General features: G+C 60.9%; 14 protein-coding genes, 1 tRNA gene and 2 pseudogenes. 9 read left to right on the top strand and 8 right to left on the bottom strand.

The window, feature by feature from the left end:
* A partial coding sequence (locus Q0R02_RS08440; RefSeq protein ID WP_367271448.1) for an esterase/lipase family protein occupies nt 1-885 on the top strand: 885 nt, incomplete at its 5' end.
* A gap of 49 nt (nt 886-934) precedes the next feature.
* Here the strand turns inward: Q0R02_RS08440 and Q0R02_RS08435 are convergent.
* The gene (locus Q0R02_RS08435) at nt 935-1,264 is read right to left on the bottom strand and encodes a phasin family protein (RefSeq protein ID WP_293882380.1); all 330 of its coding nucleotides are present in this window, start codon (nt 1,262-1,264) and stop codon (nt 935-937) included.
* Nucleotides 1,265-1,394: 130 nt separating this feature from the next.
* On the opposite strand from Q0R02_RS08435, the gene Q0R02_RS08430 reads away from it, so the two are divergent.
* The 7 genes from Q0R02_RS08430 to rpsI all read left to right on the top strand — a co-directional run bounded on the left by Q0R02_RS08430 (nt 1,395) and on the right by rpsI (nt 7,163).
* A complete protein-coding gene (locus Q0R02_RS08430; RefSeq protein WP_293882378.1) occupies nt 1,395-1,976 on the top strand; it encodes a DUF4142 domain-containing protein in 582 nt (193 codons plus the stop codon).
* Nucleotides 1,977-2,000: 24 nt separating this feature from the next.
* A complete protein-coding gene (locus Q0R02_RS08425; RefSeq protein WP_293882376.1) occupies nt 2,001-2,618 on the top strand; it encodes a hemerythrin domain-containing protein in 618 nt (205 codons plus the stop codon).
* Between the two features lie 54 nt (nt 2,619-2,672).
* Nucleotides 2,673-3,713 (top strand): COX15/CtaA family protein, encoded by a 1,041-nt coding sequence (locus Q0R02_RS08420; RefSeq protein WP_293882374.1) that lies wholly within the window; start codon nt 2,673-2,675, stop codon nt 3,711-3,713.
* A gap of 91 nt (nt 3,714-3,804) precedes the next feature.
* A complete protein-coding gene (locus tag Q0R02_RS08415) occupies nt 3,805-5,541 on the top strand; it encodes a diguanylate cyclase (protein ID WP_293882372.1) in 1,737 nt (578 codons plus the stop codon).
* Nucleotides 5,542-5,683: 142 nt separating this feature from the next.
* Complete coding sequence (locus tag Q0R02_RS08410) at nt 5,684-5,974, top strand: hypothetical protein (RefSeq protein ID WP_293882371.1); 291 nt, start codon at nt 5,684-5,686, stop codon at nt 5,972-5,974.
* Between the two features lie 146 nt (nt 5,975-6,120).
* Nucleotides 6,121-6,600: a 50S ribosomal protein L13 gene (gene rplM, locus Q0R02_RS08405; RefSeq protein WP_293882369.1), complete on the top strand. Its 480-nt coding sequence runs from the start codon at nt 6,121-6,123 to the stop codon at nt 6,598-6,600.
* Nucleotides 6,600-7,163, top strand: coding sequence for a 30S ribosomal protein S9 (gene rpsI, locus Q0R02_RS08400; RefSeq protein ID WP_293882367.1), 564 nt, complete (start codon nt 6,600-6,602; stop codon nt 7,161-7,163). Before rplM ends, rpsI begins: the two co-directional genes overlap by 1 nt.
* A 37-nt stretch (nt 7,164-7,200) precedes the next feature.
* On the opposite strand, the gene Q0R02_RS08395 is transcribed toward rpsI, so the two are convergent.
* From Q0R02_RS08395 to Q0R02_RS08380, 4 genes are read right to left on the bottom strand one after another with little or no spacing between them, the layout of a single operon-like run.
* Nucleotides 7,201-8,793, bottom strand: coding sequence for a hypothetical protein (locus Q0R02_RS08395; RefSeq protein ID WP_293882365.1), 1,593 nt, complete (start codon nt 8,791-8,793; stop codon nt 7,201-7,203).
* Between the two features lie 40 nt (nt 8,794-8,833).
* Entirely contained in the window at nt 8,834-10,399 is a 1,566-nt protein-coding gene (locus Q0R02_RS08390; RefSeq protein WP_293882363.1) for a glycosyltransferase family 39 protein, read from the bottom strand.
* Complete coding sequence (locus tag Q0R02_RS08385; protein ID WP_293882362.1) at nt 10,392-11,048, bottom strand: methyltransferase domain-containing protein; 657 nt, start codon at nt 11,046-11,048, stop codon at nt 10,392-10,394. Before Q0R02_RS08385 ends, Q0R02_RS08390 begins: the two co-directional genes overlap by 8 nt.
* The gene (locus Q0R02_RS08380; protein WP_293882361.1) at nt 11,045-12,115 is read right to left on the bottom strand and encodes a glycosyltransferase family 2 protein; all 1,071 of its coding nucleotides are present in this window, start codon (nt 12,113-12,115) and stop codon (nt 11,045-11,047) included. The genes Q0R02_RS08385 and Q0R02_RS08380 overlap by 4 nt, the downstream gene beginning before the upstream one ends.
* A gap of 124 nt (nt 12,116-12,239) precedes the next feature.
* Here Q0R02_RS08380 and Q0R02_RS08375 point away from each other — a divergent pair.
* A tRNA-Gly gene (locus tag Q0R02_RS08375) sits at nt 12,240-12,313 on the top strand.
* Between the two features lie 250 nt (nt 12,314-12,563).
* On the opposite strand, the pseudogene Q0R02_RS08370 reads toward Q0R02_RS08375, so the two are convergent.
* The 3 genes and pseudogenes from Q0R02_RS08370 to Q0R02_RS08360 form a co-directional block, all read right to left on the bottom strand.
* Nucleotides 12,564-13,010, bottom strand: a pseudogene (locus tag Q0R02_RS08370) (IS630 family transposase); the annotation flags it as partial.
* A 17-nt stretch (nt 13,011-13,027) separates the two neighbouring features.
* A pseudogene (locus tag Q0R02_RS08365) lies at nt 13,028-14,149 on the bottom strand (IS3 family transposase).
* A 116-nt stretch (nt 14,150-14,265) separates the two neighbouring features.
* Nucleotides 14,266-14,453, bottom strand: a 188-nt coding sequence (locus Q0R02_RS08360; RefSeq protein ID WP_293882360.1) for a hypothetical protein, incomplete at its 5' end; no start/stop codon positions are given.

Raw genomic sequence — 14,453 nt, 5'->3', positions numbered from 1 at the left:
GCGACGATCTTGTCTAGAGACGGTCCCGTTGGGCTTGTCGGTGCGTTCAGTTACGTCACGTTGCCAGCACCCCCGGAGAAATCGTTGAAGCAGATCATGTCACGCCAGCCGCACACGTTCGTGGCGCCCCCCTCGGCCTGGCTGGTGCTGACGGAATTGCCGCGCGCGCTGGCGGAACTGGGGTCGCTGCCGCTGGCCGCGCCGTTGCTGATGACGGCACCGCGTGGCGATGGGCACCCGGTGCTGGTGCTGCCGGGCATGTCCACAACCGACCGGTCGACCGCGCTGTTGCGCCGCTATCTGTCGGCACTGGGCTATGACGTCCATGCATGGGAACTGGGCCGCAACCTGGGCCAGCGTGCGATCGGGTTGCAGGGGGAAAAGCTGATTGCGCGGCTGGAAGACATCCATGCGACGACCGAGCGCAAGGTGACGCTGGTCGGACATAGTCTGGGCGGTATCATCGCGCGCCAACTGTCGCGGCGGCGGCCCGAACTGGTGCGCCAGATCGTGACGCTGGGGTCACCCTTTGCCGGTGATCCGCGTTCGACCAACGTCTGGAAACTCTACGAATATCTGTGCGGGCAGCGCGTGTCGGATCCCGAGATCAAGGCGCAGCTGGTCGAAAGTCACAATGCGCCACCGGTGCCGTCGTCAGCAATCTATTCAAAGGCCGATGGCATCGTTGCCTGGCAAAGCTGTCTCGAACCCAACACCCCCACGACCGAGAATATCGAGATTCCGGGAAGCCATGTCGGGCTGTGCTTTAATCCGATCGCGATGTTTGCGGTGGCCGACCGGCTCGCGCTGCCGCTGGGCGCGTGGCAGCCGTTCACGCGTGGCGGATTACGCGCTTTGTTCTACCGCTCGGGACATTTTCACTAAAAGCGGAGCCGGCCCCTCCCCCTGTCCATGCGGCAGGGGCCGGTCGCGATCAGTCCTTTTTAGGCTGGAACATCGCCATCGTGTCCTTGCCGAACTGGGCAATCAGGTCGCCAACCTCCTTGATCTGCGCTTGCGACCGGGCCGATGCCTCCTTCATGAACTCGCCCTGGATCTTGGCGAGCTCCTGGACTGACTTGACGCTCGCTGCCGAACGCAGCGCGGCGAAGGCGGCGCGGGTGTTCTCCTCGGCCTGGTCAATGACCTTGCCGTTCAGTGCGGAGGCGTTTTCGCTGGCCTTGCCGGCGACGTCCTGCATTGCCTTGCCCGCGTTCTTGACTGCCTTGGTCGCCTTGTCGGTGAACTTTTCGTTGTCTGCCACGGCACCTTCTCCTCTGTGATCTCGCATATCTGGCACCAGTTTGGTCGCCGACACAAGATCGCATCGCGATTCGGGGGAACTGGCGCGCTCCGACCTCGTTAACTCCTCATATTCAACGGAGACTTCAACTATGCGTAACGTCCTGATGGTCACTGCCGCCGCGCTCGCGTTGACAGCGTGCGGGCCAAAAGCCGCCGACAACAGCAACCTGGCTGCCGACACCACTGGCATGAACGACAGCATGACCGTTGCCGCCAACGACAGCGTCGACAATGGCGCGATGATGGCGTCGGCATCCACGCCCGACTTTGTCAAGAACGCAGCGATGGGCGACATGTACGAGATCGCATCGAGCAAGCTGGCCGCGACGATGGCAACCTCCGCTGGTTTGAAGAAGTTTGCCGCCGAGATGATCACCGCGCACACCGCGACGACCGCGGGCCTAAAAGCCGCGATCGCCAAGGATGGCGTCAAGGACATGCCGCCAGCGATGCTCGATGCCGAACATCAGGGAATGATCGACGGGCTGAAGGGTGCCAAAGGCGAGACATTCGACACGCTGTACAAGTCGCAGCAGACTGAGGCGCATACCAAGGCGCTGGCGCTGATGCATGGCTATGCGACGGGCGGCGACCAGGCTGCATTGAAGGGCTTTGCCAGCGACACCGCGCCAAAGGTCCAGACGCACCTCGACATGCTGAACAAGATGTAATCGCAGGATATTAGGAGACTTAAAATGGCCACACAGACGACAGAACGCGCAAAGCCCGGACCGAAACCCCGCACGACGCGGAGCAATCCCCAGAAATCAGACGGTTCGACCGGCGCGCTAATCGGCGCAGCGGCGGCAGGCATGGCGCTGGGCGTGGCAGCGATGATCGGGCGCAAGGTAGCCGTCCAGGCACCGACCGTGCTGGCAGGTGACTGGGATCAGGCGCTGGCCGCCGAACATGTCGCAACGTTGAAGATTTTCGACGCGATTGAGGCGACCACGCGTGAGAACACCACAAAGCGTGCGATCCTGCTGGCACAGCTAAAGCATGCACTGGGCAAACACGCGTTGCAGGAGGAGAACACGGTCTATCCTGCGCTGCGCGATGCCGGGGAAGCCGAGGCCGCCGACAGCCTGAACAAAGACCATGGCTATGTGAAACAATATTTGTACGAGCTGACCAACTGCCCGCGCGACAGCGAGCGTTTTCTTGAGATCGTGCGCAAGTTCCGCGTCGACCTAGAAAAGCATGTCCGCGAGGAGGAGGATGAGCTGTTCCCTTCGCTCAAGTCTAAGCTGTCGGACGAGGCTAACAAGGCGCTGACCAAGGCAATGAACAAAGAAGGTTTCAAGCTCGCCTGACGCGTGTGAAATTGACCGTTCACACGGGCCATTCCCAGGCGTAAGCGGCTGGGAATGGCCCGTTTCGATTCTGAACTGACAAGACCGCGCGCGATTTCCCACTGGCTGCTGGCGGTGGCGGCGCTGGTGTTCCTGATGGTTGTGGTCGGGGGGATTACCCGTCTGACCGAATCGGGGCTGTCGATCACCGAATGGAAACCGGTGTCGGGCACCCTGCCCCCGCTGAACGACGCGGCCTGGGTTGCCGCGTTCGAAGCGTATAAGCGAATCCCGCAGTTTGCCGCGCACAATGCCGACATGACGTTGGCGGGATTTAAGACGATCTTTTTCTGGGAATATGTCCACCGCCTGCTGGGACGCGTGATCGGCCTCGCCTTTGCCCTGCCGCTCGCCTGGTTCGCCATCAAACGCGCCATTCCAAAGGGATATGGCTGGCGGCTGGTGGCGTTACTGGCGCTAGGCGGTCTGCAGGGAACGATCGGCTGGTGGATGGTCGCTTCGGGCCTGACCCACCGCACCGAAGTCAGCCATTTCCGGCTGGCCGTCCATCTGATCACGGCGTTGACGATCATCGGCGGGCTGGTCTGGACCGCACTCGACCTGCGCGCACTGGCGCGTAATCCGGCGGCCACCCCCGCGCGGATGACTGTTTTGGGGATGGTGGCGTTGGCTGTGCTGGCCGTCCAGATCATGTTCGGGGCGTTCACCTCGGGGCTGCGGGCTGGAGCGGTCGCCAGCACCTGGCCGCTGATGAATGATCATATCTTTCCCGAGGGGGTCGAATGGTTGCGTCCCGTATGGGAGACATTCGCTTATGACCCGTATCTCATCCACTTTACCCATCGCTGGTGGGCGTGGGTTGTCGTCGCTGTGCTGATTGTGCTGGCGCGGCGGGTGAAGCGCGCGGGCGTGCGACCGGCATCAATGGCGATCCATGCCAGTTTCGGGACGCAAATCCTGTTGGGCATCGCCACTGTCATGAGCGGCGTCGCACTGCCGCTGGCGGCGTTGCACCAGGCCGTTGGCGCGCTGGTCGTCGCGGCGACGGTGTGGGGCGTGCACGCACTGGGCGCGCGCGGCGCAACGGCACGATAACTTTCAAAATCGGCGCCGGTGGGTCGTTCGAGCGCGAATTTGCGCAAAACGGAAACGATATGGAAAGCACTGCGGGCGTAACCGGCTGGCAATGATCCGTTACGACATTCTCGATTCATGGCTTGCCGGGGCATGGCTGCGCGGCGTGATCTGTGCGCTCTTCGCACTCGTCATCGTCGCCGCGCCCGCCCATGCCATGGTCCCGGTCGCCGAAGGGCAACGGCTGGCACTGGCCGAACCCTGCGTCGCGCTGACGGACACCGCGGTCGATGCCGCAGTCATGCTGAAAAATGCCGCCGCGTTCGATTGCAAGTCGGGACAGATCGGCTTGGCGGGGCCGATAACCTGGGGCATATTCCGCAACCTTTCGCTGGCCAGCAATCCTGCCGATCCCTGGGAGATTCGCCATACATTGGCGCAGGCCCGGGATGAAGCGATTTTCGTGCACTATACCGATGGTCGGGTGTTGCAGGTGGCGGATAGCCTGATGACGGCACGGCGCGCGTTCGCCCCTAACCAATTGTCATTCCGTTTGCCCGCGGGCCCCGGCATTATCGACACCATCCTGATCCGCGCCGACGGCATGCAGAATGAGCGCGGCGTCGCGGCCAGACCTGAACTGGTGACCGGCCATGCCGCGCTGGCCAGCGACATCAAGTATCTGGCGTTATACGGGGTGCTGGCGGGGGCGGTCTTTGCGCTGCTGGTCTTCAACTTCTCGCTGTTCGTCGTTTTGCGCATGCCGTTCCTGCTGTTCTACTGCCTCAGCGCGCTGATGATGCTGTTTATCGGCGCGTGCTGGTCGGGCACTATCTTTGCCGTCCTGCCGGGGCTCGATCCGACGACACAAGTCTCGCTGACGCTGCTGGCCGCGTCGATCATGATGATCTCGGTCTCGTTGTTCATGCTGGGCTACATCGAACGCAAGGTTATCTCCCGGCCCTTAGCGGTCATTACGTTGGTGGCCGGGCTGGTCGGATTGTGCTCTTCGATCATCCGCGTCATCGACATGGGATTTGCCTGGCAGATTATGGACCGCCTGACCTATGGATCGATGGTCGTGGTCCTGATCGGCAACACATCCACCGCGGCGTTCGGCTGGGCACGCGGCAGCAAGTGCGCGCGCAATTACCTGATTGCATGGTCGATCCCGTTTCTCCTCGGGATGTTCCGGTCAATATGGGCGCTGGGGTTCATCGAGCAGGGCGCCCTGCTGGTAGAGATCAGCCCGCTGGTCGTGATGGCGCTGGAGGCGCTGATGTCGGCGGTCGCCGTGGGCTGGCGCATCGGCAGCGTGCGTAACGAACGCGACGAGGCCTGGGCGATGCAGGAAAAGTTTCGCCAGATTGCCGAAGTTGACGTCCTGACCGGCCTGCTCACGCGGCGCGCCTTCCTACGAAGGATCGAGGCGCGCACCGACCGCACTCAGGCGATCAAGCTGATCCTGATCGACATCGACCAGTTCAAGCTGATCAACGACCGCCACGGCCATCTGGTCGGCGACGACGTGCTGATGCTGGTCGCCGATGTGCTGCGCACGACGGCCCCGGAAACCGCGCTGATCGGTCGCATCGGCGGAGAGGAATTCGCGGTCGTGATCGATGCCGAGCCCGTTGACGCCGTCGCGGACCGGCTGTGCAAGGCGGTCGCCGCGACTGCGACCTCCGGCGAAGTTTCGGTAACAATCAGCGCGGGCGTTGCGGAATCACTGGTCGACGACGACGTTTCGTGGCGCTTGCTGTATTATGCGGCGGACCAGGCGCTCTATCGATCGAAAAACGGCGGGCGTAACCGGGTAAGCCATGCGCCCAGGCCAATCGCAGCCTGATTTTGGCGGCTATTCATTGCGTTGCACGAACTGCAACTGTTGTGGCGTCATCAGCATTTGCGCAGTCTCTCTGCATAGCTATGTTGCATTGCAGAACATAATTCGAGGCCTGATCGGCAGAACCTGACCAAAGGACTCTGCCATGACTAAGCTTTTCCGTGCTTTCGCCGTCGTCGCGCTTGTTTCCGCCGCTTCCCCCGCCCTCGCTGCCGAACAGCAGACGATGATACGCGACGGCGTTACCTATGTGTATTGGGTCAAGGAAACCCCCAACGCGACCTTGATCAAGGGCCGTGCGCAAGGCGGGCTTCCATTCTCGCTGCGGGTCGCCAAGGGACGTGTCACCGGACTTTCAAACGGCCAGGAAATTTCATTTCCCTTGACCGATGTCGTCGCCAGCAAACCGTCAGCCACGCAGATCAGCAGTAACTGATCGACAAGCATTTTCCAACGGGTATTATGATACCTGTTGGCAAATGCGCGGTTTTGCTTGACTTATAGCCACTCCGGCGCCATTTGACCGCCATCGACGCCGCTCCGCATCCGGGGCGGCGCGTTCGTTTTAAGAGGTCCGGGGCCATGAAGGCACTGATGAAAACCACAAAGGCGGTCAAGCCGTTCGATGTGGAAAAGAAGTGGCATCTGATCGATGCCGACGGTCTGGTCGTTGGCCGGGTCGCGACGATTGTTGCAAACATTCTGCGCGGCAAGCACAAGCCGACCTATACCCCGCACGTGGATTGCGGTGACAATGTGATCATCATCAATGCCGAGAAGGTTCGCTTCACCGGCAAGAAGATGACCGACAAGATTTATTATCGCCACACGGGTCACCCCGGCGGTATCAAGGAAACGACGCCAGCCAAGATTCTCGAGGGCAAGTTCCCCGAGCGCGTCCTGGAAAAGGCCGTCGAGCGCATGATCCCGCGCGGCCCGCTCGGTCGCGACCAGATGCGCGCACTGCGCATCTTCAAGGGTTCGGAACATCCACACACGGCGCAGGATCCACAGGTCCTCGACATCGGTTCGATGAACCGCAAGAACAAGGTGGGCGCATAATGTCCGATAACCGTCAATCGCTGTCCGATCTGGCTGCCCTGACCGGTGCCCCCGTTCCTGTCGCTGCTGAGCCAGCGGCAACGGCTCCTGCTTCGGAAACCACCGATTACATGGCGCCGATCAGCAACGAGCCCGTCCGCGAGCCAATGCCGCTCCGCGAGCAGATCATCGATGCGCAGGGTCGTGCCTATGCCACCGGTCGCCGCAAGGACGCTGTTGCCCGCGTCTGGATCAAGCCCGGCAGCGGCAAGATCACCGTCAACGGTCGCGACCAGGAAGTGTATTTCGCACGTCCAACGCTGCGCCTCGTCATCAGCCAAGCATTCGAAGTTTCGGATCGCGTCGGCAGCTATGACGTGATCGCAACGGTTAAGGGCGGCGGACTTTCGGGGCAGGCCGGTGCTGTGAAGCACGGCATCTCGCAGGCACTGACCAAGTACGAGCCGATCCTTCGTGCACCAGTAAAGGCCGCCGGGTTCCTGACCCGCGACAGCCGCACGGTGGAGCGCAAGAAGTACGGCAAGGCCAAGGCGCGCAAGAGCTTCCAGTTCTCGAAGCGCTAAAGCTTTTAGTCTAAAGACGACGAAACGACCCCCTGCGCTATGTGCCGGGGGCCGTTTTCGTGTGGGGCGGTTCGGGCGGCAGGTTGATCGAATAGCCAGCAACGACACGGACGACGGGATAAGCGGCGGCAATCGCGGCTGCCACCTTTGGATTGAACGAGCCGGTATTCAGTGCGTCGGGACCGACTCTGCGCGTGATGAAAAACGAAAAATCACGTTTGTGGATCTTGGCGATAAAGGGGCGTTCGTCCCAGACACCCATCAGGCCCAGTTCCGAAAAGATCGCCGGTTCCCACTGGACGGTCTTTCCCGACCTCAGCAGCACGACCATATCGTCGGAGATAATCGGCTTTGGCGCGGCACGGACCAGCGCGGACAGCCGATCCATCTCCGCGCGGTGCGCCGTCGTCATGCGCCATGCATCCAGCGGGGTGTCAGGCAGGAGGATCGCCTGAAGGCCGATAGCCAGCGGCAGCACAAGCGGCACGAGGATCGACCGTCCCGCGTCGATCTTTCCCGCGGCCAGCACAGCCGCGTCGCTGACTGCCAGGCCCGCAAACAGCGCGACGGCACACAGCCATTCAATGAAATAGTTATAGGTCGATCCCTGTTTGACGATCAGCAGCAGCATGACCGTCGTGAGCAGGAAATAAACCAGCAGGATGATCGACTGGCCATGGCCCGGATTGGCGGTCAGCGTTCGCCGGACATCGCCGAAACCCTGGCAATGGCGATAGTCCCGAACTCCGCGAACGACAGACTGGCCGATGGCGCATAGCGCGACCCCGATAAACAGGGCGTGTTGGGTCATCATCGTCACCACCCACCGCAGGTTGCCCAGTTCGATGCGGTTGATGTTGTAAAGAAGGATATGGTCGAGGAATCCGCCGTTCGTCTGCCAGACGAGGACGGCAAGCGCCGCGCACCCGCTTGCGGCACCGGTCGCGATGCCCGCCCATGCCGTTCGCGGGCGCAGGAATAGCAGCGTGGCGAAAACCGCGATGGGCGCGGCAAGGCTGGTCTGCTTGGTGAACATCGCCGCGACAAAACAGAGTGCGGCCAGATGTACCGCTCTTGGCTGGGAAAGCGCGCGCAGGCCGAGGTAAAGGCCCGCCAGCGTCAAAAGCAGCGCGACCATATCCACGCGCATGAACCGCGACCAATGTAGGATCGGCATCATGCTGAAGATCAGCAGTCCGCCGATCAACCCGCAAATCCATGCCAGGCGGTCGGCACCATTGGCGGTTGCGACGCGCGAGACAATCAGAACGGTCACGCCACCCGTCGCAAGCGTTGCCATAATCGACAGCAGCCGTCCGGCGGCGAGCGGGTCGAGACCCGTTGCGGTGGCCAATCCGGCGGCAAGCAGATGATAGACCGGGGGATAATGAAAGACGATCGATGGAAAAACGTCGATCGGGCCATAACCATGACCCGCAACGATCGCGTTCATCTGCTGCCAAACGATACCCTCGCCATAATCGAGTTCGTAAGGGTACAGGATCGTGCCGTGGATGATCATACAATAGCGGACCAGACCGACCAGCAGCGGAATCAGTGCAACTAGGAGCGCGACCGCTGCGAGACTTCGTGCAAGGGTATTGGGCAGCAGCTTTCCGTTTCGATGCATCGACGATCGCTCCACAATTGGCGAGATACCAGCAAGATAGTTAACGCGGCGTTATGGGGAGGGCACGAAGATGGAGCGTATATCCCGCCACGATCTGTTTGCGCGGATATGCCGCTTGCATCGCGTCGGCGACCTTCGGGTTGTAGCGATCGTCGAAAATACTGTTGCCCCGGTCGTTCACCGTGACGAAAAATGCGAAGTCGCGATGCCGTATTTTAGCAATGAAGGGGCGTTCGTCCCAAATCCCGTGGCTCCCCAGTTCGGCAAATATGGCGGGTTCCCACAAAACGGTCTTACCCGACCGAAGCAGCATGACCATTTCATCCGAGATCACCGGCTGTTGGGCAACACGGATCATGTTGGACAAGCGGTCCAGTTCAACCCTGCGACCCGCACTCATCAGCCAGTCGTCGTTGGGAGCATGGGGCAGCAGACATGCCTGGATCGCGATGGCAAGCGGTATCATGGCGGTGCGTAAGAGCGGTGCCGACTTGCCGTCGCTCCACGCCTGGACCGCGGCATCGCGCAGCGCGAGCCCTGCGAGAATCGTCGTGACGGAAAGCCACTCGATGAAGTAATTATAGTTGGACCCGGACTTTGCAACGGTCACCAGCATCAGCGTGGCCAGCAGAAAATAACCCGCAACCATCACGAACTGGCCGTCCTCCAAATTACCCCGAAGCCGTTGCCGGAGGGACAGGTATCCATGGCATCCGCTATAATATTGGCGCCGTCGGTTGAAGCGATGGGCAATACCGATAGCGGCGACCCCGAAATACAGGCCGTGCTGCCCAAACGCCGGGAATATCTGGAGCATGCGTCCCGGTTGGATGCGGTTGATGTTGTAGAGGACGATATGGTGCAGGAAACCGCCGTCGGTTTGCCAGGTGAGGATGGCCAGCGCCGTAAGTGCGGTGACCATGGCGGTCACAATGCCCGGCCAGGCCGTACGCGGACGGATGACCAGAAGCGTCGCAAACACAGCGACGGGAGCCGCGATCATGGTCTGCTTGGTGAAGATCGCTGCAACGAAGCAAAGCGCGGCAAAGTGGACGGCACGTGGTACGACCAGCGCGCGCAATCCGAAATAAAGACCGGCAAAGCTGAACAGCAGCGCGACCATGTCCACGCGCATCATCCGCGACCACATCAGGACCGGCATCAGACCAAAGATCATCAATCCGGCGATCAAGCCGCAAATCCAGGCACCGCGCGCTCCATCGACCCGGGTCATCCGGGTGACGATCAGGGCGATAAAACCGCCGGTCGCGATCGTCGATAGGGCCGACAGCAAGCGCCCCGCGGCCAGTTGGTCAAAGCCCGACACAGCCGCGAACCCTGCGGCCAGCAGATGATAAAGCGGGGGATAGTGAAACACGATGGCCGGGAAGACTTCGATCGGGCCATAGCCGTGCCCGGCAACGATCTGGCGCATCTGTTCCCAGACTATGCCCTCGCCATAGTCGAGCTCAAACGGGAACGGGACCGCCTTGCGGACGGCAAGGACATAACAGGCAAAGCCGACAGCGAGCGCGATGAACGCGATGGCCAGCGTAATTCTGGCCCCCCATTTATACCCCGGGCTTGCTGTGGACGGATCAACCATTGCCAGCGGACCCGGCGCTCGGGCGCGCACGGATCAGCATTTGCTTGCCCATCGGCTTGAACGGCAGCTTCAGGTAAAGCGCGATCAGGATTGGCCAGACGGGCAGCTTCGACTTGACAGTCAGCGGCAGGAAACGTGGGCGGACCTCGATCACCTCATAGCCGTTGGCGACCAGGAAATCGGCCAGGCTGACGTGGGAATAGACAGCGATATGCGTGTAATCGTCGAAATATTCGCGATAGGCAAAGCGGTAGTTTGGCTGGAGGATGGTCAGCGTGCCCGTCGGCGTCAGCTTGCGGCGGAGCGACGCCAACACCGTCGCGAAATCGGCTTGCGCGATATGTTCGAACAGGTTGCTGGCAAAGGCATAGTTGACGCTGCCATCGGCGATGCCGTCGAGCGCGGTGACGCTCGACACAATCGCCTCGACCCCCGGCCCCAGGTGCGCGGCTGATCCGTCCCATTGGTCGAGGCCGATGCGGCGGCGGGCTGTCACATTGTTGATGAACTCACCATAGCCGCAGCCGAGATCGAGCACGCAGTCGTTGGGCGCGATCCGCTTGCTGAAATAACTTCGCCACAGACTCTGCCACAGGACGTCGCGGCGCGGATCATGGCTGAGACGCGATTCGTGATAGCCGGCATTCACGACGCCAGCCGCTTCCAGCCGAAGACAATGCCGGCCATCATGCGAAGTCCAACCGATAATCCACGGAGATTGTTGATATTCCCACCCTTGCTGATCCCCACCCGCTGGTGGAACGTGATGGGACACTCGATCAAAACATGCCCTCCGGCAAGCGCTGTATCGAGGAAGTGAGCGTTGAATTCCAGGTTGACCGCCGGGTCCAGCGTCGGGAGCAGGCGCAACAGGGCGTCCCGGCGGCAGAGTTTATAAGTCGTCCCGACGTCGGTGATCGTGCTGCGCCCAAGGTGCTTTGCCTCCAACAGCTTGCCCACGAAAATGTTGCCGTAGAACATGAACGAACTGAGTTGCGTCGTGAAATGGCGAAGCGGTTCTGCGGTGCGGGTCCCGTTCACGATGTCGCCATGGGGGATGTAGGCGAGCAGCTTGTCGATGTCATAGGCGCGGAAGGTGCGGTCGCCCTCGCACAGCACGATGAATTCAGCATCGTCGTGTCGTGCCGCCTCCGTCAGGCAGCGGAACACGCAACGACCATAGCCCGGTGCCTGTTCGTCGAAGGTCAGGGCTCCGGCAGCCTCGGCGCGTGCAAAGGTGGCATCGCCGCTGTTGTTGCTGACCACGATAACGCGATCGACCAGCGGGTGATCCAGAAAGTCGCTGACCGCGTCGGCAATGCTGTCCTGGTCGTTATAGGCGGTCAGCGCAACCGTCACCGCGCGCCGCGTGACAGGTTCATAACGAACGGGAACATCGGGCTTTTTATGGCTGAAATAAAACAGCAAATCGAACAGGGCAAAGGCCATTCCGATGACGATCGGGACGCCACTGTACCACACGATCCACTCGCTGATCGGATTAAGCGCCGCCTCCAGCCCAAACAGGTAGCGCGGAAATACCAGCAAGACGCCGACCAGGTACATGCCGATGCCGCAGCAGAAAATCAGCATGCCATAGAGCAGGAACGGGACGTGACGCCGTGCGGGCACAGCCAGTTCGCGGACGATCGCGTCCCGCCGACCCGGATCGAGCGGCGCCGCATCCGCTGGAATAAAATCATGTCTTTCACGCATCGACGAAGGATCCCCGCTATCCACCCGACCGATAGGCGAAGAAGGTTAACGCAGGGTTCGTAAAAATCGACACGGCACGGCGGTTGACCCACAGCGCTCGCCTGTGGCAGGGATCTAACGCCTCGCGGGTGTAGCTCAATGGCAGAGCAGAAGCTTCCCATGCTTACGACGAGGGTTCGATTCCCTTCACCCGCTCCAGATCTTTGGATCTGCCTAAGCTCCTAAGAAAGAACAGGAAAATGCCATCATTTTGGCCTGTGTAGGTTTTGTGTAGAAAGTTTTTGGGATTAGTTTGAGCGCCGACAACTTACCTCCGCAAGCACTACATCGAAACTTATCGACCAGCCGCTCGGAGGATTCGAACCAGCGAGCTTCAGATCAGTGAGAGATTCTTCGCTGCAGGCAGTCAAACTTTTTACGCAGTGCGGATAGCTAGAGCAGAATCTGATCACTCCGGTTCGTAGCCGGCGGCAGAGAAGTAGTTTGCACATTCTTGTGGGGAGAAGCGCGGCAGAGCATCGCGGATGGCATCCCACAGGTCGGGGACGGTTCGTGCGGCAGCCTTTCGCAGAATAGCCTTCAGCTTTGAGAAGGCGTTCTCAATCGGATTGAAGTCGGGCGAATAGGGCGGGAGGAACAGCATCCGCGCGCCTGCTGCCTCGATGGCTTCACGCGCCGCAACGCTTTTGTGGGCGGGGAGATTGTCGAGGATCACGACGTCGCCGGGTCGCAGCGTCGGCACCAGGATTTGCTCGACGTAGGCAACGAACCATTCCCCGGTCATGGATCCATCAAGGACCATGGGTGCGGTCATCCCGGACAGCTGGAGTGCACCCGTAAAGGTCGTTGTCTTCCAGTGGCCATGGGGAATTGGAGACCGACATCGCGTGCCCCTTGACGTGCTCCCCATTTTCAGGCCGCTGATAAATTAGCTTCGGTGTCCATATGCCCCTGGCGGGGGCGGTTCGTAAACTCGGCAGGTGCCAACCCGCCAAGGCTGCTGTGCGGACGCACGGTGTTGTAGTCCGTCCGCCATGCTTCGATGATCCGTCTCGCTACAGCCAGCGATGGGAACAAGTGCTCGTTCAGGCACTCGTCGCGCAAGCGACCATTAAAACTCTCGACGAAGCCGTTCTGCTGCGGCTTGCCCGGCGCGATGTAATGCCATTCGACCCCGGTGTCCTGGCACCACGCAAGGACGGCATGACTGGTCAGCTCGGTGCCATTGTCGCTGACCACCGTGCACGGCAGCCCACGACGTTCGGCGATGGCGCTCAACTCGCGAACGACACGCCGACCCGACAGCGAGGTATCAACGATACACCCCAGGCACTCCCGGCTGTAATCGTCGATCACGTTGAGCATGCGGAACCGCCGGCCGCAGGCCAACGAGTCAGACACGAAGTCGAGCGACCAGCGCTGGTTGGGTTCCTGCGGGGATCGCCATGGGTGCTCGCGTGCCCAGCGCGCGCTTCCGGCCGCCACGCTTGCGCACCGTCAGACGCTCTTCGCGATATAGCCGGTACACCTTCTTCAGGTTCATGCCTTTCCCTTCACGCCTGAGCAGGATCGCCAGCCGCCGATAACCGAACCGGCGACGCTCGTTCGCGATCTCACGCATCCGCTCGCGGACAGCATCGTCCTTCCCGCGAAGCCGCTCATATTGCCATGCCGATCGATTAACCCCGATCAGCCTGCAGGCGCGACGCTCAGAGAAGCTGTGATCGGCCATCAGCTTCTCCACCGCAGCGTAGCGCTCTGCAGACCGGGTCAGTTTTTTCCCAGCAGGTCCTTCAGTGCCGACACGTCCAGCATCGACTCCGCCAGCAGCTTCTTCAGCCGCCGGTTCTCGTCTTCCAACGCTCGCAACCGTGCCGCGTCGGACACCGTCAGCCCGCCATACTTCGACTTCCAGTTGTAAAAGGTCGCATCGCTGATCCCGTGCTTCCGGCACAGATCGGCCGTCTTCACGCCCGCCTCATGCTCACGCAGCACGCCAATAATCTGATCTTCGGTAAATCGGCTTCGCCGCATCGCTCGTCTCCATCTGACGAGCTAACTTACCAATGGCATGATTTCTGGGGAGCAGGTCAATTTGCCAAGGGAATGCGGGCGGAAGGGCGAACAGCGGATGCCGACGATGCGCTGCGTCAGTACGGCCGAATGAGGCGATGCTGCTGTCCGACAAGGATTTGTTGGCCGCTTTTGAGAGCACGGGTGGCGATGAAACAGAGGCTCGAAACCTGTTGGCGGAGGGCGAGCGACGCAAGCTGGACCGCTAAAGAAATCGTGATACGAAGAAGAACTGTTCCGGCATCGACGACGATGCACGCGTACA

Source organism: Sphingomonas sp., assembly GCF_025353885.1.
GTDB lineage: Bacteria > Pseudomonadota > Alphaproteobacteria > Sphingomonadales > Sphingomonadaceae > Sphingomonas_O.
The sequence above is the reverse complement of the archived record's forward strand: the minus strand, read 5'-3'. Positions and strand labels throughout refer to the sequence as shown.

What these genes read in the sequence shown, in the direction of transcription:
- Q0R02_RS08430 (WP_293882378.1), top strand. Translation starts at nt 1,395, where the DNA reads ATGCGTAACGTCCTGATGGTCACTGCCGCCGCGCTCGCGTTGACAGCG.
- Q0R02_RS08425 (WP_293882376.1), top strand. Translation starts at nt 2,001, where the DNA reads ATGGCCACACAGACGACAGAACGCGCAAAGCCCGGACCGAAACCCCGC.
- Q0R02_RS08420 (WP_293882374.1), top strand. Translation starts at nt 2,673, where the DNA reads ATGGCCCGTTTCGATTCTGAACTGACAAGACCGCGCGCGATTTCCCAC.
- Q0R02_RS08415 (WP_293882372.1), top strand. Translation starts at nt 3,805, where the DNA reads ATGATCCGTTACGACATTCTCGATTCATGGCTTGCCGGGGCATGGCTG.
- Q0R02_RS08410 (WP_293882371.1), top strand. Translation starts at nt 5,684, where the DNA reads ATGACTAAGCTTTTCCGTGCTTTCGCCGTCGTCGCGCTTGTTTCCGCC.
- rplM (WP_293882369.1), top strand. Translation starts at nt 6,121, where the DNA reads ATGAAGGCACTGATGAAAACCACAAAGGCGGTCAAGCCGTTCGATGTG.
- rpsI (WP_293882367.1), top strand. Translation starts at nt 6,600, where the DNA reads ATGTCCGATAACCGTCAATCGCTGTCCGATCTGGCTGCCCTGACCGGT.
- Q0R02_RS08395 (WP_293882365.1), bottom strand. Translation starts at nt 8,793, where the DNA reads ATGCATCGAAACGGAAAGCTGCTGCCCAATACCCTTGCACGAAGTCTC.
- Q0R02_RS08390 (WP_293882363.1), bottom strand. Translation starts at nt 10,399, where the DNA reads ATGGTTGATCCGTCCACAGCAAGCCCGGGGTATAAATGGGGGGCCAGA.
- Q0R02_RS08380 (WP_293882361.1), bottom strand. Translation starts at nt 12,115, where the DNA reads ATGCGTGAAAGACATGATTTTATTCCAGCGGATGCGGCGCCGCTCGAT.